20 protein-coding genes and 1 pseudogene are annotated in these 20,474 nt (G+C 70.5%); 14 read left to right on the forward strand and 7 right to left on the reverse strand.

Going from position 1 to position 20,474, the window contains the following annotated elements:
* Positions 1–114 precede the first annotated feature (114 nt).
* Complete coding sequence (locus RIN75_RS19160; protein WP_309113325.1) at positions 115–1,764, forward strand: heme peroxidase family protein; 1,650 nt, start codon at positions 115–117, stop codon at positions 1,762–1,764.
* A 1-nt stretch (position 1,765) separates the two neighbouring features.
* Positions 1,766–1,963, forward strand: coding sequence for a hypothetical protein (locus RIN75_RS19165; RefSeq protein WP_309113326.1), 198 nt, complete (start codon positions 1,766–1,768; stop codon positions 1,961–1,963).
* A gap of 375 nt (positions 1,964–2,338) precedes the next feature.
* Here RIN75_RS19165 and RIN75_RS19170 read toward each other — a convergent pair whose 3' ends face one another.
* Entirely contained in the window at positions 2,339–2,971 is a 633-nt protein-coding gene (locus RIN75_RS19170; protein WP_309113327.1) for a DUF3152 domain-containing protein, read from the reverse strand.
* 245 nt (positions 2,972–3,216) lie between these two features.
* On the opposite strand from RIN75_RS19170, the gene RIN75_RS19175 reads away from it, so the two are divergent.
* Complete coding sequence (locus tag RIN75_RS19175) at positions 3,217–3,903, forward strand: response regulator transcription factor (protein ID WP_309113344.1); 687 nt, start codon at positions 3,217–3,219, stop codon at positions 3,901–3,903.
* Positions 3,903–5,654, forward strand: coding sequence for an ATP-binding protein (locus tag RIN75_RS19180; RefSeq protein ID WP_309113345.1), 1,752 nt, complete (start codon positions 3,903–3,905; stop codon positions 5,652–5,654). The genes RIN75_RS19175 and RIN75_RS19180 overlap by 1 nt, the downstream gene beginning before the upstream one ends.
* A gap of 2 nt (positions 5,655–5,656) precedes the next feature.
* Here the strand turns inward: RIN75_RS19180 and RIN75_RS19185 are convergent, their stop codons facing one another.
* The 3 genes and pseudogenes from RIN75_RS19185 to RIN75_RS19195 form a co-directional block, all read right to left on the reverse strand.
* The gene (locus RIN75_RS19185) at positions 5,657–7,156 is read right to left on the reverse strand and encodes an MFS transporter (RefSeq protein WP_309113346.1); all 1,500 of its coding nucleotides are present in this window, start codon (positions 7,154–7,156) and stop codon (positions 5,657–5,659) included.
* On the reverse strand, positions 7,039–7,299 hold the full coding sequence (locus RIN75_RS19190) for an MFS transporter (RefSeq protein ID WP_309113347.1): 261 nt from the start codon (positions 7,297–7,299) through the stop codon (positions 7,039–7,041). Before RIN75_RS19190 ends, RIN75_RS19185 begins: the two co-directional genes overlap by 118 nt.
* A gap of 22 nt (positions 7,300–7,321) precedes the next feature.
* Positions 7,322–7,600 (reverse strand): annotated as a pseudogene (locus RIN75_RS19195) (MFS transporter); the annotation flags it as partial.
* On the opposite strand from RIN75_RS19195, the gene RIN75_RS19200 reads away from it, so the two are divergent.
* The 4 genes from RIN75_RS19200 to RIN75_RS19215 all read left to right on the forward strand — a co-directional run bounded on the left by RIN75_RS19200 (position 7,554) and on the right by RIN75_RS19215 (position 10,798).
* Entirely contained in the window at positions 7,554–7,760 is a 207-nt protein-coding gene (locus tag RIN75_RS19200) for a hypothetical protein (protein WP_309113349.1), read from the forward strand. The pseudogene RIN75_RS19195 and the gene RIN75_RS19200 sit on opposite strands and share 47 nt — an antisense overlap.
* 2 nt (positions 7,761–7,762) lie before the next feature.
* Complete coding sequence (locus RIN75_RS19205) at positions 7,763–8,044, forward strand: hypothetical protein (protein ID WP_375295980.1); 282 nt, start codon at positions 7,763–7,765, stop codon at positions 8,042–8,044.
* A 12-nt stretch (positions 8,045–8,056) separates the two neighbouring features.
* Positions 8,057–9,865 (forward strand): glutamine--fructose-6-phosphate transaminase (isomerizing), encoded by a 1,809-nt coding sequence (gene glmS, locus RIN75_RS19210; RefSeq protein ID WP_309113328.1) that lies wholly within the window; start codon positions 8,057–8,059, stop codon positions 9,863–9,865.
* 204 nt (positions 9,866–10,069) lie between these two features.
* Positions 10,070–10,798 (forward strand): MgtC/SapB family protein, encoded by a 729-nt coding sequence (locus tag RIN75_RS19215; RefSeq protein ID WP_309113329.1) that lies wholly within the window; start codon positions 10,070–10,072, stop codon positions 10,796–10,798.
* A 143-nt stretch (positions 10,799–10,941) separates the two neighbouring features.
* Here the strand turns inward: RIN75_RS19215 and RIN75_RS19220 are convergent, their stop codons facing one another.
* The gene (locus RIN75_RS19220) at positions 10,942–12,228 is read right to left on the reverse strand and encodes a HAMP domain-containing sensor histidine kinase (RefSeq protein WP_309113330.1); all 1,287 of its coding nucleotides are present in this window, start codon (positions 12,226–12,228) and stop codon (positions 10,942–10,944) included.
* Entirely contained in the window at positions 12,225–12,914 is a 690-nt protein-coding gene (locus RIN75_RS19225) for a response regulator transcription factor (RefSeq protein ID WP_309113331.1), read from the reverse strand. The genes RIN75_RS19220 and RIN75_RS19225 overlap by 4 nt, the downstream gene beginning before the upstream one ends.
* Before the next feature lie 205 nt (positions 12,915–13,119).
* On the opposite strand from RIN75_RS19225, the gene RIN75_RS19230 reads away from it, so the two are divergent.
* The 5 genes from RIN75_RS19230 to RIN75_RS19250 all read left to right on the forward strand — a co-directional run bounded on the left by RIN75_RS19230 (position 13,120) and on the right by RIN75_RS19250 (position 18,369).
* Positions 13,120–14,331, forward strand: coding sequence for a sn-glycerol-3-phosphate ABC transporter ATP-binding protein UgpC (locus RIN75_RS19230; protein WP_309113332.1), 1,212 nt, complete (start codon positions 13,120–13,122; stop codon positions 14,329–14,331).
* The gene (locus RIN75_RS19235; protein ID WP_309113333.1) at positions 14,328–15,635 is read left to right on the forward strand and encodes an extracellular solute-binding protein; all 1,308 of its coding nucleotides are present in this window, start codon (positions 14,328–14,330) and stop codon (positions 15,633–15,635) included. Before RIN75_RS19230 ends, RIN75_RS19235 begins: the two co-directional genes overlap by 4 nt.
* Positions 15,632–16,981 (forward strand): ABC transporter permease subunit, encoded by a 1,350-nt coding sequence (locus RIN75_RS19240; protein ID WP_309113334.1) that lies wholly within the window; start codon positions 15,632–15,634, stop codon positions 16,979–16,981. The genes RIN75_RS19235 and RIN75_RS19240 overlap by 4 nt, the downstream gene beginning before the upstream one ends.
* Positions 16,978–17,865, forward strand: a complete 888-nt coding sequence (locus tag RIN75_RS19245; protein WP_309113335.1) for a carbohydrate ABC transporter permease — start codon at positions 16,978–16,980, stop codon at positions 17,863–17,865. The genes RIN75_RS19240 and RIN75_RS19245 overlap by 4 nt, the downstream gene beginning before the upstream one ends.
* A gap of 288 nt (positions 17,866–18,153) precedes the next feature.
* On the forward strand, positions 18,154–18,369 hold the full coding sequence (locus RIN75_RS19250) for an SIP domain-containing protein (RefSeq protein ID WP_309113336.1): 216 nt from the start codon (positions 18,154–18,156) through the stop codon (positions 18,367–18,369).
* 19 nt (positions 18,370–18,388) lie between these two features.
* On the opposite strand, the gene RIN75_RS19255 is transcribed toward RIN75_RS19250, so the two are convergent.
* Positions 18,389–18,922 (reverse strand): helix-turn-helix domain-containing protein, encoded by a 534-nt coding sequence (locus RIN75_RS19255; protein WP_309113337.1) that lies wholly within the window; start codon positions 18,920–18,922, stop codon positions 18,389–18,391.
* Positions 18,923–19,174: 252 nt separating this feature from the next.
* Here RIN75_RS19255 and RIN75_RS19260 point away from each other — a divergent pair, with 252 nt between their 5' ends.
* On the forward strand, positions 19,175–20,353 hold the full coding sequence (locus tag RIN75_RS19260; RefSeq protein WP_309113338.1) for an FAD-dependent monooxygenase: 1,179 nt from the start codon (positions 19,175–19,177) through the stop codon (positions 20,351–20,353).
* The last annotated feature ends 121 nt before the right edge of the window (positions 20,354–20,474 follow it).

The following is a 20,474-nucleotide window of genomic DNA, read 5'->3' on the forward strand; positions in this document are numbered from 1 at the left end:
CCAGAAAGTCTGCGTATCCACCGAACGGAGGTCGACACTTGTCTGGTGAAGGCACCGTGCAGGGGGTGCGGCGCCTGAGCCCGGCGATCCCGGGCGAACGGGGGAGACAAATAAATGAAACATCACGGGAGTGACAGCTTCTTCGTGGTCGGCGAGGGCGTGCTGGAGTTCAGTGGAGCTGGGGAGCCCACTGCCCGGCGGCCCCTCACGGTCGAGGAGCTGCGCCGGTTCCGGTTCTCGCGACTGGGGCCGGAGGGGGTCCAGCTGGACGAGGCCACGCGCACCGCCTTGGCGACCGCGATGACCGCCGAAGTCCCGCAGCCCGATTCGGAGAACCCCGCCATCCCGGCCGGGTTCACCTACCTGGGTCAGTTCGTCGACCACGACCTGACCATGGACCGCACCGAGTCCCAGCTGGGCGGGGACGTCAACCTGGACGACCTGGTCCAGGGCCGCTCGCCCGCGCTGGACCTCGACTCGGTCTACGGCCGGGGTCCCCTCGACCCCGCCGACCGCCGGTTCTACGCCGACGACCAGGTCAAGCTCAAGATGGGCAAGACCTCCGCCACCACGTTCCCGGACGAGCGGACCAACGTGGAGCTGGAGGGCTTCGACCTGCCCCGGGCCGGGTCCGGGGCGACCGGCGCGGAGCGGCGCCGTCCGCTGATCCCGGACGAGCGCAACGACGAGAACCTGGTGATCGCCCAGACCCACCTGGCGTTCATCCGGTTCCACAACCGGGTCGTGGACGAGCTGGCGCTGACCGGCCTGAGCGGGCAGCGGCTGTTCCGCCAGGCCCGCGCCCAGGTCGTGCGGCACTACCAGTGGATGCTGCGCCACGACCACCTGCCGCGGATCGTCGACCCGGCGATCGTGGACGACGTGTTCACCAACGGCCGCCGCTTCTTCGAGGCGCCCGGCCGCGGGTACACCGGCGCCATGCAGCCGCCGACCATGCCGCTGGAGTTCTCGGTGGCGGCGTACCGGCTCGGGCACAGCCAGATCCGGGCCGCGTACGAGTGGAACCGCGTGTTCAACAGCGGCGGGCCGGGCCCGGTCGCGTCGCTGCTGCTGCTGTTCACCTTCACCGGGACCAGCGGCAACTTCCAGCCGGGCACCGACCTCGACGACCCGACGGTCGCCGGGGTGGACACGCTGCCCACCAACTGGATCGCGGACTTCCGCAGGCTGTACGACTTCACCGAGGCGGGCCGGCCCGACCTGGCGCCGACCGGCACCGGCGGCAACGTGACCAAGAAGATCGACACGTTGCTGGTCGACCCGCTGACCCGGTTGCCGGCCGGCACGTTCGACGGCCGGGGGACGCAGTTCCCGCCGATCCACCGCAACCTGGCGTTCCGCAACCTGACGCGGGCCTTGATGGTCAAGCTCGCCACGGGTCAGCAGATCGCCGAGCTGTTCGGGGTGGCGCCGCTGACCGCGGAGCAGATTTTGAACGGCAACGGTGGCGTCACGCTGGACTCGCTGACCGAGGAGCAGAAGGCCGCGGTGGCGGCGAACACCCCTCTGTGGTTCTACACCCTCCGCGAGGCCGAGTTCGGCAACGGACTGCTGGGCCCGGTCGGCGGCCGGATCGTCGCGGAGGTCTTCCACCGCGCGATGGAGGGTTCCCGCACCTCGATCGTGCGCGAGCCGTCGTGGCGCCCGGTGTTCGGCCCGGACTCGAACACCTTCCGGATGACCGACCTGCTGCTGTTCGCCTTCGAGGGCAAGGCCGACCTGCTCAACCCGCTGGGCGACTGAGATGTCCACGACCAAGGACTTCGAGGTCGAGGAGGTCGGATCGGTCCCACCGCGGCGGTGGGACCGCTTCGAGTCGTTCCTCCGGCAGACGGCCCCGACCGGCCTGCGGTTGTCGCTCGGCCTGCTGGTCGTCTGGTTCGGCCTGCCGAAGGTGGTGGGCCGGTCCCCGGTGGCCGATCTCGTGCCCGGCGACGGGTGAGTTCGTGCTGAAGAACCTGGTGCTGGTCTTCGCGGTGCTCCTGCTGTTGGGGCTCCGCCACCGGCGCTGACTCCGGACGGCCCGCCGGCTACCCCACTGCCGACGGGCCGTCCGCACGCGCCGCACAGGGGCGATGAACAGGGCGATGCCGAACACCTGCATCCCGGCGAGCACGAACACGAGCACCCCGAACACGGCCGCGAGCACCCTCGCCACGGCGACCTCGGCCGCACGGGCCGCACGCGCCGCACGGGCCGCACGCGCCGCACGCGCCGCACGCGCCGCACGGGCCGCACGGGCCGCACGGGCCCCGCCGAATTGTCGGTCCCTCGTGGGACAATGGACATCGGGGGCCGGAGGCCACATTCCGCGCGCTCACCCCGGGAACGGCCACGGGTTCGGCACACAAGTCTTCCCGTCCCGAGGCGCCCCACCCCCGGTCAACCGCGCGATCTCGTCGTTCGACGTGCTGAACGTCTGCTGCAACATCACCGGCGCCAAGGCACCCTGCGCCGGACAAGGGCTGTGCCCCAACCCGAGCGCATGCCCGACCTCGTGGTTCACCACGTACCGCCGGTAGTTCACCAGGTCGCCGTCATATACGACCGCCCCGCGCACCCACCGCGCCGCGCTCAGAGTCACCACCCCGCCGTTCCGGCACGACACGTCCACCGGGATCTCGAACCCGCACAGCACCCGCGCGGTCGTCGGCCCGGTCAGCCGGATGCGGATCGCGGGCGCACCTGAGTCCACCCGCCGGAACGCCACGTCACCGCGCCCGATCCACCCGCGCGGGTCCCCCAGGATCTCCTGCACCACAACCCCGAACGCCTCCCCGTCCACCCCCAGCCCCTCCTCGACCTCCACGGTGTACGTCCGGAGAGAACCAGCGCCAACGGTCTCCGTGGTACCCGGCACCACCCGCCACACCCCCGCACCCGAGTCCGGCACCGGAGGCCCATCAGGCAGGTCCGCGCTCGACGCATAAACGCGCCGCGACGTCGTCATGGGCACCAACGAAGTCGGCACCAACGAAGTAGTGGTGACCACAGGAGTGGAAACCAAAGCGACAGTAGGGCCGGCAACCGGTGCGGACATCCGAGTGCTCGACAAGGCGAGCAGCGCACCCAGGACCGCGGCGAGCCCTATCCGCCAAGCGCTGCGGGTCGACATGGTCCCGACCCTGGCCGGCAGGTGTGAAGAACCTGTTGTCGTCCCGCTTGCTTCCCGTGACGCTGATCCATACTGCGGTCGTGTGCGCCCACATCCTCGTCGCGGAGGACAACCGGAACCAGGCGGAACTCGTCCGCCGCTACCTCGAGCACGACGGCCACTCGGTGGTGGTCGTGCACGACGGCCGCGCGGCGATCGACGTGGCCCGGCGCAGCCGGCCGGACCTCCTCCTGCTGGACGTGATGATGCCCGTGGTCGACGGCATGGACGTGATGCGCGTCCTGCGGGCCGAGTCCGACGTGCCGATCGTGCTGGTGACCGCCCGCTCGCTGGAGGACGACGTGCTGCTCGGGTTCGACCTGGGCGCCGACGACTACATCGTGAAACCGTTGCGCCCCAGGCAGATGCTCGCCCGGGTCCGGACCATCCTGCGCCGCGCCGGTAGATCGACCTCCAAAGCCCTGACCGTCGGCGACCTGACCGTGGACGCCGAGCGGCACGAGGTGACCCTGGCCGGCGAGCCGGTGGTGTGCACGCCCGCCGAATTCCGCCTGCTGGCCACGCTCGCCGCGCACCCGTACCGCGTGTTCACCCGCGCCCAACTGCTCGAGGCGTCCTACGGCATCGACGGGTTCATCACCGAGCGGACCGTGGACGTGCACGTCATGAAGTTGCGCCGCAAGGTCGAGCAGGACCCGCGCCGCCCGCGCAGGCTGCTGACCGTCTACGGCATCGGCTACAAGCTCGTCGACCCGGCCGCCGCGTGATGGCGCACAGCCTGTTCGTCCGCTTCTTCGCCCTGTGCACGGCCATCGCGGCACTGAGCATCGCTGTCACGGCCTGGCTGGCCAGCCAAGCGACGACCGGCAGCATCAGCCAGGAGCAGGGCGAAGCGCTCGCCACCGACGCGACCCTCTACGACCAACTCCTCGGCTACGCCGCCGACCACCGCGACTGGTCCGGCGTGGCGGACACCGCCCGCGCGCTGGCCGCCGGCTCCGGCCGCCGCATCGCCCTCACGACCCGTGACGGCGTGCCCCTGGTCGACACCGGAGGCCCGGACGCGCCACCACTCCCGGTGCGTCCCAAGGCGATCGTGGACCCGCTCAACGTCGATCAGGTGCTCAAGCCGGACGCGCCCGCCGACGCCGTCGACCCGCGCGCGGTGGGTCCGTTCCGGCTCACGCCCGACGAGGCCGAGCGGCTGCGCCACCTGGCCGACGCGATCGCCGACTGCACCGGCGTCGGCGTCGTGCTCGAACCCGGAGGCCGGCCGGTGCTCAGCCCACCGATCGACCCCGGTCCCAAGTACGCCGTCGACTGCCCCGCGCACAGCGCGAAGGTGCTGACCGCGCCCACCGAGACCGAGCAGGCGGCGTCCCGGGAACTGCGGTCCCTGCTGCTGGACTGCCTGAACCGGGTCCGCCCGGACGCCCGCGTCGACCCGCGCTGGACCGAGCCCGCCGTGCTGCGCTGGTGGCTGCGCCCACCGCCACCGGGAACCGCCCCCGAGGTGGCGGGCTGCCTGTCCGGCGCCCGACGCGCCCAACTCGCACCGCACGTGGCGCCGCCGGCACTGCTCTTCCTCACCGCCCCGACCGGCGTCGAACGCCCGGGAGTCGACCTGTCGTCCGCCGGCGCGACCCGCGTCGCGCTGACCGGCTTCGCGGTGCTGGCCCTCGCCGGCTTCGCGAGCTGGCTGGTCGCGTCCCGCCTGGTCCGCCCGATCCGCGCGGTGACGGCAGCGGCCCGGCGGATGGGCGCGGGTGACCGCTTCGCCCGCGTCACCGGCCCGGCCCGCGGCGAGGTGGGCGACCTGGCGGGCGCGTTCAACGCCATGTCCGACCGGCTCGCCGAGGCGGAACGGCAACGCCAGGCCCTGGTCAGCGACGTCGCACACGAGCTGCGCACCCCGCTGGCCACGGTCACCGGCTGGCTGGAAGCCGTCCAGGACGGCGTGGCCACGATCGACCCTCAGCTGCTCGCGATCCTGCTGTCGGAGTCGCACGTGCTGCGGACCCTGGTGGACGACCTGCACGACCTCGCCCAAGCCGACGCGGGCGCCCTGCGCCTGCACCCCGAGCCGCTGGACGCCGCCGAAGTGGTCGAACAGGTGGTCGCCGCCCACCACGCCGACGGCGTCCCGCTGGTGGCCCGCACGTCCGGCCGCCTCGAACTGACCGCCGACCCGGTACGCCTGCGCCAGGCCGTGCGCAACCTCGTCACCAACGCCCTGCGCTACACCCCGCCCGGCGGCACCGTCACCGTGTCCGGCAAACGCGAGGGCTCCGACGTAGTCATCGAGGTGGCCGACACCGGCACCGGCATCGCCCCCGACGACCTGCCCCACGTGTTCGACCGGTTCTGGCGCGCGGACAAGTCCCGCAGCCGCGCCACCGGCGGCAGCGGACTCGGGCTCGCGATCACGAAGTACCTGGTCGAAGCGCACGGCGGGACCGTGGAGGTGACCAGCACAGTGGGCAAGGGCAGCACCTTCCGCCTGCGCCTGCCCGCCTGACCTCACACGCCCGCGGTCTGCCGTTCGCTCAACGCCCGGCCCGTGGTGATCAGGTCCGTGGCCACCCGGTCCACCGCCTCGGTGAACTCCGGCTCGTCACATCTCCAGTCGACCAGCTTGTCGTGCAGCCAGGCCCGCCAAGCCCCGACCAGCCCGGTGAACGTCTCGCTGCCCTCCGGCGTGAGCCGATACCGGGCGCCCACCTCGGTCAGCAGCCCCTTGGTCATGAGCTGCCGGGCGGTCGGCTCGAAGATGCCCGCCGGAACCTTCGCGTCCTGGGCCAACCGCTCCAGATCCGCCTCCCCGTGCTGAACGCTCTGCCGGAACACCTTCACCAGCAGCCACGCCTGCGCATGGCTCAGCGGCAGACCCGCCCGCGCCAGCACCTGGGGCGTCGGATCGCGGTCCTCCTTGCTCACGATCAGCGCGACCAGCTTCTCCAACTCCTGGCTCGACCCCGTCGACTGCGGCACGGCGAAGCTCTCCCCCACCCCGTTGTTCCCGGACGCCGCCACACGAGCCGTGTCCCGCAGCGGAACCTCCCGCAGGAACAACGCCACCAGGAACGCCACCGCAGCGACCGGCGCGGCAGCCAGGAACACGCCCTGGAGCGTGTCCGCATACGCCGCCGTGATCGGGGCTTTCACCGCATCGGGAAGCGCATGCAGCGCCTGCACGTTCGTCGCAGCACGCGGATCGACACCCGGTGGCACGGCAGCAGCAAGGTGCTCAGGCAGCCGGCTCGCGTAAATAGTGCCGAACACCGCCACACCGAACGAACTACCCATGGTGTGCAAGAACGTCACACCCGAAGTCGCCACCCCCAGGTCCTCATAACTGCTGGTGCTCTGCACAACCACCACGGGCACAGGCATGCACATGCCCACACCCAGCCCCAGCCCCAACATGTACGTCGACGCCTGCCAGAACGCCGTATCGGTGTCCAAAAGGGACAACAACAGCATCCCGCACACCATGAAAACACTGCCCACTATGGGAAAGACCCGATATCTACCGGTCTTGCCGATCACGTTGCCCGTGGTGATCGACGCGATCAGGATGCCGATGACCAGCGGCAACATCTCCAGCCCGGACTGCGTGGCCGACGCGCCGTGCACGTACTGGAGGTAGGTCGGCAGGAACGTCACGCCGCCGAGCATCGCGAACCCGACCACGAAACTCAGCACACTGCACACCGTGAACACCCGGCTGCGGAACAGCCGCATGGACAGCATCGGTTCCGGGGCACGCCGTTCGACCAGCACGAACAACACCAGCGCCACCACGGAGCCGGCGGTCATCCACAGGATCGTCGGCGAAGCCCACTCGTACTCCACCCCGCCCCAACTGGTGACCAGTGTCAAACCGGTGGCGGCCAACGCGATCAGAAGAATGCCCCGTAGTCGATGCGCGGTCTCGCCGCCGAGCGCGCGCCCGGCAGCGCCAACGCCCCCACCACCAGCACCAGCACGCCCAACGGCAGGTTGACGTAGAACGCCCACCGCCAACTTAGGTGGTCCACGAACAACCCACCGAGCAGCGGACCCACCACAGTGGACACCCCGAACAACGCCCCGATCAGGCCCTGGTACTTCCCCCGCTCGGACAGCGGCACGACATCGGCGATGACCGCGGACGAGGTCACCAACAACCCTCCCCGCGCCCAGCCCCTGGATCGCCCGCGACACGATCAGCCACGTCATCGAGTCCGACCAGCCGCACAGGAACGACCCGAGCATGAACAGCGCGACGCTGGCCAGGAACGCCGGCTTGCGCCCGAACAGGTCGCCGAACTTGCCGATCAGCGCCGTCATGATGGTCTCGGCCAGCAGGTACGCGGTGACCACCCAGGACAGGTGCCCCGCTCCCCCGAGGTCGCCGACGATGGTGGGCAGGGCGGTGGCCACGATCGTCTGGTCCAGCGCCGCCAGCAGCATCCCCAGCATGATCACGGCGATGATCGCGTTGCGCGCCCGCCGCCCGACCTCCACCCGTTCGACCACGGCGACCTCCCAAGCGGACGATAGGACCGCACGCCCCGACCCGCTCGCCGGCGGCGCGTGCCCGAAATCGGGCACGCCGTTTGGCCGGGTGGTTGGCTGGTGACCATGCTGGACGCCGTGGACGACGAAGTGCCGGAGGACCTGCTGCGGCACGTGGTGCGCACGACGGGGATACCGCCGTCGCTCGCCCACCGGCTCGTGTCCGACGTCATGGGCTACTTCGTCGAAACCGCCACCGAATACGTGCAACGACGCCACGCGGAGCTGCAAGCGCAAGGACTGAAGAACGCCACCATCTGGGACCGCCTGCGCCGGGAGCTGGACACCCGGCCCGTGGCCGCCCCGAAGTTCACCGAGCGCCAGCTGCGCCGGATCGTCTACGGCTAAGAGGAGAACCACATGTGCGGAATCGTCGGGTACGTCGGCTCCCGGGACGCGGTGCCCCTCCTGCTGGAGGGCCTGCACCGCCTGGAGTACCGGGGCTACGACTCGGCGGGCGTGGCCGTCGCGGGCGAGGCGCTCCAGGTCGCCAAGACCGTTGGACGGGTCGCCGACCTGCGCAGGGTCGTCCCGCCGGAGATGGCGGGCACGGTCGGCATCGCCCACACCCGGTGGGCCACGCACGGCGAGCCGAACGACGTCAACGCCCACCCGCACACGTCGGGCAACATCGCCATCGTCCACAACGGCGTGTTCGAGAACTCGGACCGGCTGCGCGCCCAGCTCACCGCGCAGGGCGTCACGCTCGCCTCGGACACCGACAGCGAGGTCTTGGCCCACCTGGTCGCGCGCAGCGCCAAGACCACCCTCGAAGACGCCGTCCGCGAGGCGTTGAGCCAGGTCGAAGGCACCTACGGGGTGATCGTCATGGACGCCGACCGGCCCGGTGAGCTGGTCGCCGCCCGCCGCGGCAGCCCGGTCGTGCTGGGCGTCGGCGAGCACGAGATGCTGGTCGCCTCGGACGTGTCCGCGCTGGTCAGGTTCACCCAGCAGGTCATCTACCTGGACGACGACGAGCTGGCCACGGTCACCCCCGAGGGCTACCGCACCAGCACCATGGACGCCCGGTCGACCACCAAGTCCCCCACGTCGATCGAGGTCGCGACCGCCGAGTACGAGCTGGGCGAGCACCCCGACTTCATGTACAAGGAGATGTCCGAGCAGCCCGAGGCGGTGGACCGCTGCCTGCGCGGGCGGCTGGACCACCGGTTCCAGTCGGCGCGGCTGGGCGGGGTGAACCTGAGCCCGCAGGACTACCAGCGCATCCGCCGGGTCAAGCTGCTGGGCTGCGGGTCGGCGTACTACGCCGGGCAGGTCGGCGCGGGCCTGATCGAGGAACTGGCGCGCATCCCCGCCGACGCGGAGCCGGCCTCGGAGTTCCGCTACCGCAACCCCGTGGTCGACCCGGACACCCTCTACGTCGCCATCAGCCAGTCGGGCGAAACCCTGGACACGCTCGCCGCCGTGCAGGAGCTGAAGCGCAAGGGCGGCCACGTGATCGGCGTGGTCAACGCGGTGAGCAGCACCATCGCCCGGGAGTGCGGCAGCGGGATCTTCCTGCACGCCGGGCCGGAAGTGTCGGTGGCCGCGACCAAGTCGTTCACCACGATGGGCGTGGCGCTGGCGATGCTCGCGCTGGACCTGGGCCGCGTCCGCGACCTGTCCATCACCGAGGGCCGCCGCGTGGTCGCGGGCCTGGCCGAACTGCCCGCCACCATCGCGAAGATCCTCGGCGCTGAGCCGGAGATCGCCGAGATCGCCCGGAAGTACGCGCGGGCGCAGCACATGTTCTTCCTCGGCCGGGTGCGCGGGTGGCCGGTGGCGCGGGAAGGCGCGCAGAAGCTCAAGGAGATCTCCTACCTGCACGCCGAGGCCTACCAGTCGGCCGAGCTGAAGCACGGCCCGCTGGCGCTGATCAACCCGGAGATGCCGTCGGTGGTGGTGATCCCGGACGACGAGCTGCTGAGCAAGAACATCTCCACCATCGAGGAGATCAAGGCGCGCGGCGGGCCGGTGATCGCGGTCACCGACGCCGACCTCCCGCCGGACCTGGCCACGGACGTGATCCGCATCCCCAAGGCGCACGAGGCCCTGACCCCGATCACGCTGTCCGTGCCGCTCCAGCTGTTCGCCTACCACCTGGCCCGGGCGCTGGGACGGGACATCGACCGGCCGCGCAACCTCGCGAAGAGCGTGACCGTGGAGTAGCCTCGCGGACGGTTTTTCAGCGGACCCCCTGGGAGGTGAGTGGCCCATGCCGAGTGACGGACCTCGCGTCGGCGCGCTCACCCCATCGGTGGATTTCGCGCGCTGACCCGTGCTCGTCACGTCGCCTTGCCGCCCTTGTGCGGCAAGGCTTGGTCGCGCTGAACGGACTCCATTCGAAGGACACACCGGGAGGTGAACGCGGAAATGACCACCGTGGACATCCTGCTGCGGATCGGCTCGGGGCTCGGGCTGGGCGCGCTGATCGGGTTCGAGCGCCAGTACCGGGCGCGGATGGCCGGGTTGCGGACCAACGCCCTGGTCGCGGTCGGGGCGACGCTGTTCGTGCTGCTGTCGGCGCACGGGTTCGGCGACGTGCCGGGGTCCGCGGACCCGACCCGCGTCGCGGCCCAGGTCGTGTCCGGGATCGGGTTCCTGGGCGCGGGCGTGATCCTGCGCGACGGGCTGAACGTGCGCGGGCTGAACACCGCGGCGACCCTGTGGTGCTCGGCGGCGGTCGGTTCGCTGGCCGGCGCGGGGCTGCACCTGGTGGCCGCGGTCGGCACGGTCGCCGTGGTGGCAGTGAACGTCCTGCTGCGCTCGCTGGGGCGGGCGGTGAACCGCCGCCCGGAGAGCGGCGACGAGGCGCCCACGCACTACACGTTCCGGGCCACGACCCGGGACGACGCCGAGGCGCACGTGCGGGCGTTGCTGGTGCAGTCGTTGACCCGCACGGACTTCCGGCTGCTGTCGATCGCGTCGCGCAACCAGCGCGACGGGTTGGTCGAGGTGCTGGCGGAGCTGTCCGGCGACCGGCGGGACGACCGGCAGATGGAGTCGACCGTGTCCCGGCTGAGCCTGGAGCCGACGGTGACCAGCGTGCGGTGGCAGGCCAGCGAACAGGCCGCCGACGACGACTCAAGCAAGATCACCTGATCCAGCGACGGCATGTTTTGGCCGCTCGGGGTTACAGTTGACGTGCGCTCAGAACAGACGTCGGGCGCGAACCACGAACCCCAGGAGTGATCGCCATGATGCCGCTTTCCCGACCCACTCCCAGCTCGTTGGCGCTCGTGCGCTCAGGCCCGCCCGCGCCACAGCCGCCAAGCCCGGGGGCTCGCGGGCGCGTGGTGGCTATGGGCCTCGCCGAACCGCATCCGGATGCGCGCCCCGCCGAGCCTTCCCCGCTCGACGTGGATCGTGCCGCCGGTCGCCTCGGCCGCCGCCCGCGCGATGTCCAGACCCAGCCCCGTCGACCCGCCGCCCGAGGCGCCCCGGTGCAGCGCGCGTTCCGGGTCGGCGATGCCCGGGCCCCCGTCCTCGACCACGAGGGTGACCCACCCGGCGTGCTTGACCACCGCCACGGTCACCGGCGTGCGCGGCGGGGTGTGGTGGAAGACGTTCTCCAGCAAGGCGTCCACCACCGCGCCCAGCGCGTCCGCCGACAACAGCACGGGCGTGGGCTCGAAGGGAAGGTCCACCTCGCAGGGTCGGCCCTGGTCCTCGGCGTGCGCGGACCAGAAGCCCATGCGGGCCTTCACCACCTCGGCCACGTCGCAGCTGCCGGGCTCGGCCGCCGTCGCCACCGGGTGCAGCGACTCGATGATCCGGTCCACGTCGTGCTCCAGCGCGGTCACCGCGCTGCGGATGCGGTCGGCCACCGGGCCCGCGCCGATGGCGTCGGCGTCCAGCCGCAGCGCGGTCAGCGGTGTGCGCAGGCGGTGGGAGACGTCGGCGATCATCTCCCGCTCCTTGGCCAGCAGGCGTTCGGTGCGATCGGCGGCGGCGTTGATGGCGGCGGCCAGCGCGGTCAGCTCGGGCGGGCCGTCGGCCTTGATCCGCACCTTGCCGTCGCCGTGGGCGATCTCCTCGGCGGTGTCGGCCAGCGTCCGCACGGCCCGCATCACCGGGGCGAGCACCCGCCGCCCCAACGCGACCGCGCCGACCACCGCCAAGGCGGCCACGGCCACCAGTGCGGCCAGTCGCGCCACCAATCCCGCCGTGACGACGGGAGCGGGGGTCGAGACTTCCACCACCGCCCGCCGACCATCCACAGTAGACACCGGCGTCAAGCCCTCACCCGACGAGGACACCGATCCGCGGCCGGAACCGATGGTGCTGCCGTCGGGCAGGTGCACGGCCAACCGGCCCTCCGCTCCGGCGGCCGTCCGGGCCAGCGCGCTGCGCACCGCGTCCGGGTCGGTCGTCACCGACAGCACGGCGGCGACCGTGGTCACCTCGTGCCGGTCGGCCGCGGCAGCCCGTGACCGGGCCGATTCGACCAGCAGCACACCCGCACCCAGCACCAGGAGGACACCCACCAGCGTCGCCGACCACCCCAGCGCACGGGTGAGCAGGCTTCTCATTCCGGCGCCACCAGCTTGAACCCGACACCGCGCACGGTGTGCAGGTAGCGCGGCTTCGCGGCGGTCTCCCCCAGCTTGCTGCGCAGCCACGACACGTGGACGTCGATGGTCTTGTCGTCGCCCAGGTACGGCTGCCCCCACACCGCCTGGAACAGCTCACGGCGCGGCACGACCCGACCCGGTCGTTCCGCCAAGTAGGAGAGGAGGTCGAACTCCCGGCGGCTCAGCGACAGGGGCTGCTCGGCGCGGAACGCCTGGCGCTGCGCCAGGTCCACGCGCAGGTCGCCCACGGCCAGCACGTCCCGCTTCTCCGGGCGGGCGCCGGCGGTGGTGCGCCGGAGCAGGGCGTTGATGCGGGCGTTGAGGTGCTCGGCGGAGAACGGCTTGACGATGTAGTCGTCCGCGCCCGCGTTCAGCGAGCCCACGACGGAACTCTCCGCGCCGCGCGCGGTGGCGATGATGACCGGCACGTCGCTCACCCCGCGCAGCATGCGCAGCGCGGCGACCCCGTCGAGGTCGGGCAGGCCCAGGTCGAGGATGACCAGGTCCGGCTCGCGGGTGCCCGCTTCGCGCAGGGCGGCCACGGCCGTGCCGACGGCGCGCACGTCGTGCCCGAGGTCGGTCAGCGCGTGGACCAGCGCCGCCTGGACCACCGGGTCGTCCTCGACCAGCAGCACCTTGGACATGTCAGGCAGGGTAAGGCCTGCCGATGCCGGGTTGCCGGGGCGTTAGCGGGTTGTTGCGACTTATCGCAACCGTGCCTGGCCCTTAACGATCCCTTAGGGAACCTCCGGCTACTGTCTGCTCCACCGAAATCCAGGGTGCCGCGGATCACACCGCGGTGGGAATTGCAATTGTGCGGCCCCGCGGGGCCGCGCACGAGGAGCGGGCGTGGCGGAAGTCGTTCTGAGCGGTCTCGGGAAAGTGTACGTCGACGGCACCCGCGCGGTCGACGACCTCAACCTGGAAATCCGCGACGGGGAATTCCTGGTGCTGGTCGGCCCCTCGGGGTGCGGCAAGACCACGGCGTTGCGGATGATCGCGGGCCTGGAAAGCGTGAGCGAGGGCGCCATCCGGATCGGCGAGAAGGTCGTCAACGAGGTGCCCTCGCGGGACCGGGACGTGGCGATGGTGTTCCAGTCCTACGCGCTCTACCCGCACCTGAACGTGTACGACAACATCGCGTTCGGACTCACCCTGCGGAAGCTGCCGAAGAAGGAGATCGACAAGCGGGTCCGCGAGGTGGCCGAAGTGCTGGAATTGCACGAGCACCTCGACCGGAAACCGCGCAACCTGTCCGGCGGACAACGCCAAAGGGTCGCGATGGGACGGGCGATCGTGCGCGCGCCGCAAGCGTTCCTGATGGACGAACCGCTGTCCAACCTGGACGCGAAACTGCGCGTGCAGATGCGGGCGCAGATCGCGCGGATCCAGCGCGACCTCGGCGTCACCACGGTCTACGTCACGCACGACCAGACCGAGGCGATGACGCTGGGCGACCGGGTCGCGGTGATGAAGCGGGGCGTCCTGCAGCAGGTCGGCCCGCCGCAGGAGCTGTACGACCGGCCGGTGAACCTGTTCGTCGCCGGGTTCATCGGGTCGCCGGGCATGAACCTGGTGACCGCGCGGCTGGACCGCGACGACGACGGCCACTACTGGGTGACCGTCGGATCGGACGCGCTGCTGCTGCCCGAGTCCGTGCTGCTGGCCCGCCCCGTGCTGGCCGAGTACGCGGGCCGGGACGTGGTCCTCGGCATCCGGCCCGAGGACATGGAGGACGCGGCGCTGGCCGACGCGCAGGAGGGGTCGATCCTGCACTCGGTGGCCGACCTGGTCGAGGCGATGGGCTCGGACGTGCTGGTGCACTTCCCGGTCGACGCCGCGCCCGTGGTCACCGACGACACCCGCGCGCTCGCGGAGGACGACGGCACCGCCGACCTGCCCAAGGCCGGCGGGGTGGTCCTCGTGGGCCGCTTCTCGCCCCGCACGCACATCTACGAGGGCCAGCCGGTGGCCACGTGGGTGGACACGTCCCGACTGCACTTCTTCGACCCGGCCACCGGGTTGTCGCTGTGGACCGACACGTCAGGAGAATCCGAATGAGCCGCTTGAAGGTGACCGCCGCACTGGTCGCGGCGATCGCGACGCTGACCGCGTGCGGAGGGGGCGGGACGACCGCCGGCGGAGGGGACGGCAAGTCCCTAAGCGGGCAGACCGTCGAGGTGGTCGGCACCTGGTCCGGCGACGAGCAGCTGCGGTTCGAGCAGGTGCTGAGCGCGTTCAAGGAAAAGACCGGCGCGGAGGTGCGCTACACACCGGCCGGTGACGAGCTGCCGACCGTGCTGCAGACCAGAGTGCAGGGCGGGACACCGCCGAACGTGGCGCTGGTCGCCCAGCCGGGCCTGGTGGAGCAGCTGGCCAAGGCCGGTTCGCTCAAGCCGCTGTCGGCCGACGTCGAGAAGCTGGTCACCGAGCACAACGCCGCGGTGTGGAAGAAGCTCGGCACGTTCGAGGGCAAGCTGTACGGCGTCTACTTCAAGGCCGCCAACAAGTCCACCGTCTGGTACAGCGAGAAGGCGTTCGGGCAGGTGGGCGCGGAGCCGCCGAAGACCTGGGAGGACTTCCTCAAGGTCGGCCGCGCGGTGGTGGACACCGGTCAGGCCGCGGTGTCGGTGGGCGGCGCGGACGGGTGGACGCTGACCGACTGGTTCGAGAACGTCTACCTGCGCACCGCGGGCCCGGAGAACTACGACAAGCTGGCCAAGCACGAGATCCCGTGGACCGACCCGTCGGTGCGCAAGGCGCTGGAGACCCTGGCGCAGCTGTGGGGCGACCCGCGGCTGGTCGACGGCGGCGGCGCGGGCGCGCTGCAGACCGAGTTCCCCAAGTCGGTGATCAACGTGTTCGGCGAGCCGCCGAAGGCCGCGATGGTGTTCGAGGCGGACTTCGTGGCGTCGGTGATCACCACCAACACCAAGGCGAAGGTCGGCGAGGACGCGAAGTTCTTCAAGTTCCCGTCGATCGGCGGCAGCAAGGACGCCGTGGTGGCCGGTGGTGACGTGGCCGTGCAGCTCAAGGACGACGAGGCCACCAACGAGCTGATGAAGTTCCTCGCCTCGCCCGACGCGGGCAAGGTGTGGGCGCAGCTGGGCGGGTTCCTGTCGCCCAACAAGGACATCCCCGAGGACAACTACCCCGACGACGTGACCCGGGAGCTGGCCAAGCAGCTGGTCGACGCGGGCGACAACGTCCGGTTCGACATGTCCGACCTGGCGCCGGCGGCGTTCGGCGGCACGAAGGGCGCGGGCGAGTGGAAGGCGCTGCAGGACTTCCTGGCAAACCCCGCCGACATCGACGGCACGCTCCAGCGCCTGGAGTCCGAAGCGGCCAAGGCGTACCAGAAGTGACCGTCACCGCAACGCGGTCCCCCGCCGGCTCCCGGGCCGGCGGGGGTCGCCGCAAGCTCGCCGTCGACCCCACCCCCGGGCGCTCGCCGCGCCAGGCGGTGCCGTTCCTGCTGCCCGCGCTGCTCGTGCTGTCCGCGCTGGTGCTGTACCCGTTGGTGTACTCGCTGGTGCGCAGCTTCTTCGACCGGTCCGGTTCGACGTTCGTGGGCGTGTCGAACTACGTGAACCTGTTCACCGACCCGCGCACGCTCACCGCGTTCAAGAACAACGTGATCTGGGTGGTGGTCGCGCCGGCCGTGGTCACCGGGCTGGGCCTGATCTTCGCCGTGCTGACCGAGCGCATCAAGTGGGCCACCGCGTTCCGGCTGGTGCTGTTCATGCCGATGGCGATCTCGCTGTTCGCCTCCGGCATCATCTTCCGGCTGGTCTACGAGGAGGACCCGAAGCAGGGCGTGGTGAACGCGGTGACGGTCGGCGTGCACGACCTGTTCTCCGACCCGTCGCCCTACCCCGGCGCGCGGCCCCGGGACGGGCAGCCGTTCACGCCGGCGGAGGAGGGGTTCACCTCCACCAAGACGTTCGCGCCGGGCACGGCGGTGTCCGTGCCGCTGGTGGGTTTCCAGCCGGGGCAGATCCCCAAGGAGGCGTCCCCGGCGTCGCAGCCGTCGTCCGACGCGCGCGAGCTGCGCGGCGTGGTGTGGCTGGACGTGTCGGTGGGCGGCAAGGCCGGGCAGCTCGACCAGGGTGAGCGCGGAATGCCGGGGCTGGTGGTGGAGGCGGTGCGGGACGGGCAGGTCGTCGGGCGCACCACGACCGGCAACGACGGCCGGTTCACCTTCCCCGACCTCACCTCCGGCGACTACACGCTGCGGATGCCGCCGTCGAACTTCGCGCTGCCGTTCCGGGGCCTGACGTGGCTGGGGCCGTCGCTGATCACCCCGGTGATCATCTCGTCGTGGATCTGGATCATGACCGGTTTCGCGATCACGTTCATCGCCGCCGGCCTGTCCGCGATCCCGCGCGACGCGCTGGAGGCGGCCCGGGTGGACGGCGCGACCGAGTGGCAGGTGTTCAAGCGGGTCACCGTGCCGCTGCTGTCGCCGGTGCTGCTGGTGGTGTTCGTGACGCTGGTGATCAACGTGTTGAAGATCTTCGAGCTGGTGTTCGTCATCGCGCCCGGCTCCGTGCAGGAGGAGGCGAACGTGCTGGCCCTGCAGATGTGGCAGGTGTCGTTCGGCGCGGGCGGCGACCAGGGCGTGGGCAGCGCGCTGGCCGTGGTGCTGTTCCTGCTGGTGGCCCCGGCGATGCTGTTCAACATCAGGCGATTCAGGCGGGAGCAGTCGTGACCGTGGTCGAGGTGTCGGTGAGCGGGGCGCCCCGGCGGGGTCTGGCGTCCCGGGTGGTGTCGCGGCTGGGCAGCGGCGTGGTGCAGGTGCTGCTCGCGCTGGTGGCGATCTTCTGGCTGGTGCCGGTGTTCGGCCTGCTCATCGCGTCGCTGCGGCCGGAGTCGGCGAACACCGCGTCGGGCTGGTGGACGATCTTCACCAAGCCGTCCGAGCTGACCCTGGCGAACTACGCCGACCTGGTGGGCAACTCCACGGTGCTGCGGTCGTTCCTGAACACCGTCTACATCGCCGTGCCGTCGACCGTGCTGGTCGTGGTGATCTCGGCGCTGGCCGCCTACGGCCTGGCGTGGATCGAGTTCCCCGGCCGGATCTGGCTGACCACGCTGGTGGTGGGCCTGCTGGTGATGCCGATCCAGGTGGCGCTGATCCCGGTGGCGAAGCTGTTCGGGTCGCTGGGCCTGTTCGGCACGATCGCCGGCGTGGTGCTGTTCCACGTGGCGTTCGGGCTGCCGTTCGCGATCTTCCTGCTGCGCAACTTCTTCGTGGGCATCCCGAAGGACCTGGTGGAGGCGGCGCGGATGGACGGCGCCCGGGAGTGGGTGATCTTCAAGCGGGTGGTGCTGCCGATCGCGAAGCCGGCGATCGCGTCGTTGACGATCTTCCAGTTCCTGTGGGTGTGGAACGACCTGCTGGTGGCGCTGGTGTTCGCCGACCAGGACTCCGCGCCGATCACCGTGGCGCTGCGGGCGCAACTGCGCCAGTTCGGCACGAACATCGACCTGCTGTCGACCGGCGCGTTCCTGTCGATGATCGTGCCGCTGGCGGTGTTCCTCGGGTTCCAGCGCTATTTCGTCCAGGGCGTGCTGGCTGGTTCGACGAAGTGATGGAGCAGCCCGTTCACCAGTAGCCGGATCCCCAGCCGTGCCCGCTCGTCGTGCGCTCCGACACCTTGGCGCGCGAGCGGGCACGGCCACGGTCGCGACCCGGGTGCCGAAGGTGTCCTCCTCGACGTTGGCGCTCTGCAGGGCCGCGCCGAACACCTGGGACCACAGGGACGCGAGCCGCGTCGGCCAGATCGCCTTGCGGCACACGCCTTCGATCAACGCCCTGACCACCCGGTCGATCAGCGGCCCGGCGAGCCCGTCGACGGCCAGCCCGTCGACGGCCAGCGCGTGCACGGCCTGCTGTACCGGGGCGAGGACGCGCCCGGTTCGCACGTGCTACAAGCGATCCGCGCCGCCACGCTGTCCACTGTGGGCTTCGCGTGGGCGTGCGGCGAGTGCGCGCTGGCCACCGCCGTGCGCCGGCATCTGGTGAAGGAACGCGGGCTCGACCGCCGGTCGGTGATGTTCAGCGGCTACTGGAAGCTCGGCCAGGCCGGGATGTGAAGGTCCGGCATGTGAGGGGTTACAGCCCCAACGTGGACAAGCCGGCGTCCACCGCCGCGTCCCGCAACTCCTCGAAGGGCGCATCGGGGAACACCATCACGGTGTCCGCGATACCGCCCAGCGCCACCGTCGCCCGGACCTCCTCGTCGAACGAGAGTTCCGGACCGAGCAGCACATGCGCGAGCCGGTGCCGCCAGTCGAAGATCTTGCCCACCAGGCCCAGGTCGTTCAGCGCGGTCAGCTCCTGGACGATCAGCGCCACCACGTCGCGGTGGTGGTAGTGCAGCGCGAAGTAGTGCTCCAGCAGGTCGCGCGGCGCGGGCCATTCCCGTTCGGCGGCGGCCACGAAGGCGTCGCCGTCCTCGAACAGCGGCTCGATGATGCTGCGGACCAACGCCTCGCGCGAGGAGAAGTGGTAGTAGAGCGCGGGTTTGGTGATGCCGAGCCGGTCCGCGATCTCCTGGAGGCTGGTGCGCTGCAACCCCTGCTTGAGGAACAGCTCCCGCGCCACCGCCTGCGCGCGCTCCCTCGTGTCGGACCGACCCTTAGCCATTGCCGCAGCTTACCGACTAAACGGTCGGTAACCCTTTCGGGCGATCTTACCGCCTGAACGATCAGCAACCGGACCACCGACTAAACGATCAGCAACCCCACCACCGACTGAACGATCAGCAACCCGGCCATCGACTTACGGGCCAGCAAGCCCCGCGACAACCGACCAGTGGACCGCCCTGACTTAACAGTCGGTAAGCCTGGCGCGATCATCACCGTTCACTTACCATCCGTTAAGTAAGGAGGTAGTGACATGGGGGTTCTGATCTCCGGCGCGAGCATCGCCGGACCGGTGTTGGCGTACTGGCTGGCCCGTCACGGGTTCGAGGTGACGGTCGTCGAACGCGCGCCCGCGCTGCGCAAGACCGGGGGCCACGCGGTGGACCTGTTCCGGCCCGCGATGGACATCGTCGAACGGATGGGCGTGCTACCCGAGGTCCTCGACCTCAAGACCGGCACCGACGCGTTGACCGTGCACACGTCCGGCGCCCGCCCGGTCGACGTCGACCTGCGCCGGTTCTTCAGCACGCTGTCGGACCGGCACGTCGAGATCATGCGCGACGACCTGAGCGAGGTCCTCTACAACGCCACCCGCGACGACGTGGAGTACGTCTTCGGCGACTCGATCACCCACATCTCCCCCGAAGGCGAGGTGACCTTCGAACACGGCGCACCCCGCCGCTTCGACGTGGTCGTCGGCGCAGACGGGCTGCACTCCAACGTCCGCCGCTTGGTCTTCGGCGAGGTCCCGCACCACTTCATCGGCGGCTACCTGGCAGTGCTTTCCCTGCCTAAAAATTTTAGTTCACCGAACCATACATTTCTGCACCTGCGGGCGGGGCGGATGGCGGCGGTGTACACGGCGGAGCACCTGTCGGACGCGAGGGCGGTGTTTCTGTTCCGGAGCGGGAAGCTCGAGTACCACTACCGGGATGTTGAGCGGCAGAAGGAGTTGTTGCGGGAGGCGTACGCGGATATGGCGGAGGTGGGGCCGTGGTTGGAGCATGATGGGACGTTCTACTTCGACTCGATCACGCAGCTGCGGCAGGACACCTGGTCTCGGGATCGGGTGACGCTCGTGGGGGACGCGGGGTATTGCCCGGGGCCGGCGGTGGGCGGTAGCACCAGTCTCGCGGTGGTGGGGGCGTACGTGCTGGCCAACGAAACGGCCGCGCACCGGAACCACACCGACGCCTTCAAAGCCTACGAAAGCGAGATCGGGGATTACGTCCGTCGCAGCAGGGCGTTCGCGCTTACCGCCGCCAAACGCCTGCTCCCCACGACCGGCAGGGACGTCTGGCTGCTGCGCAACGGAGCCCGCCTGCTCAACCGCCTCCCCCTGCCCATCGGCCGGGCGCTGACGAAGCTCAACCGCAACGGCGTCCGACTGCACGACGAGGTCCGGCTCAAGCCCTACCCCACGCACGTCTAGTGTCCTGCGCCTGAAGTTCGTTGAGTAAGTGTAGATTTGTCCGATGGCTCGGACGGGTCGGCCGGTGGCCGCTGTGGTGTTGACCGACGAGGAACGCAAGACGCTGACACGTTGGGCACGG

Origin of the sequence: Saccharothrix sp. (genome assembly GCF_031180885.1) — a bacterium.
GTDB lineage: Bacteria > Actinomycetota > Actinomycetes > Mycobacteriales > Pseudonocardiaceae > Actinosynnema.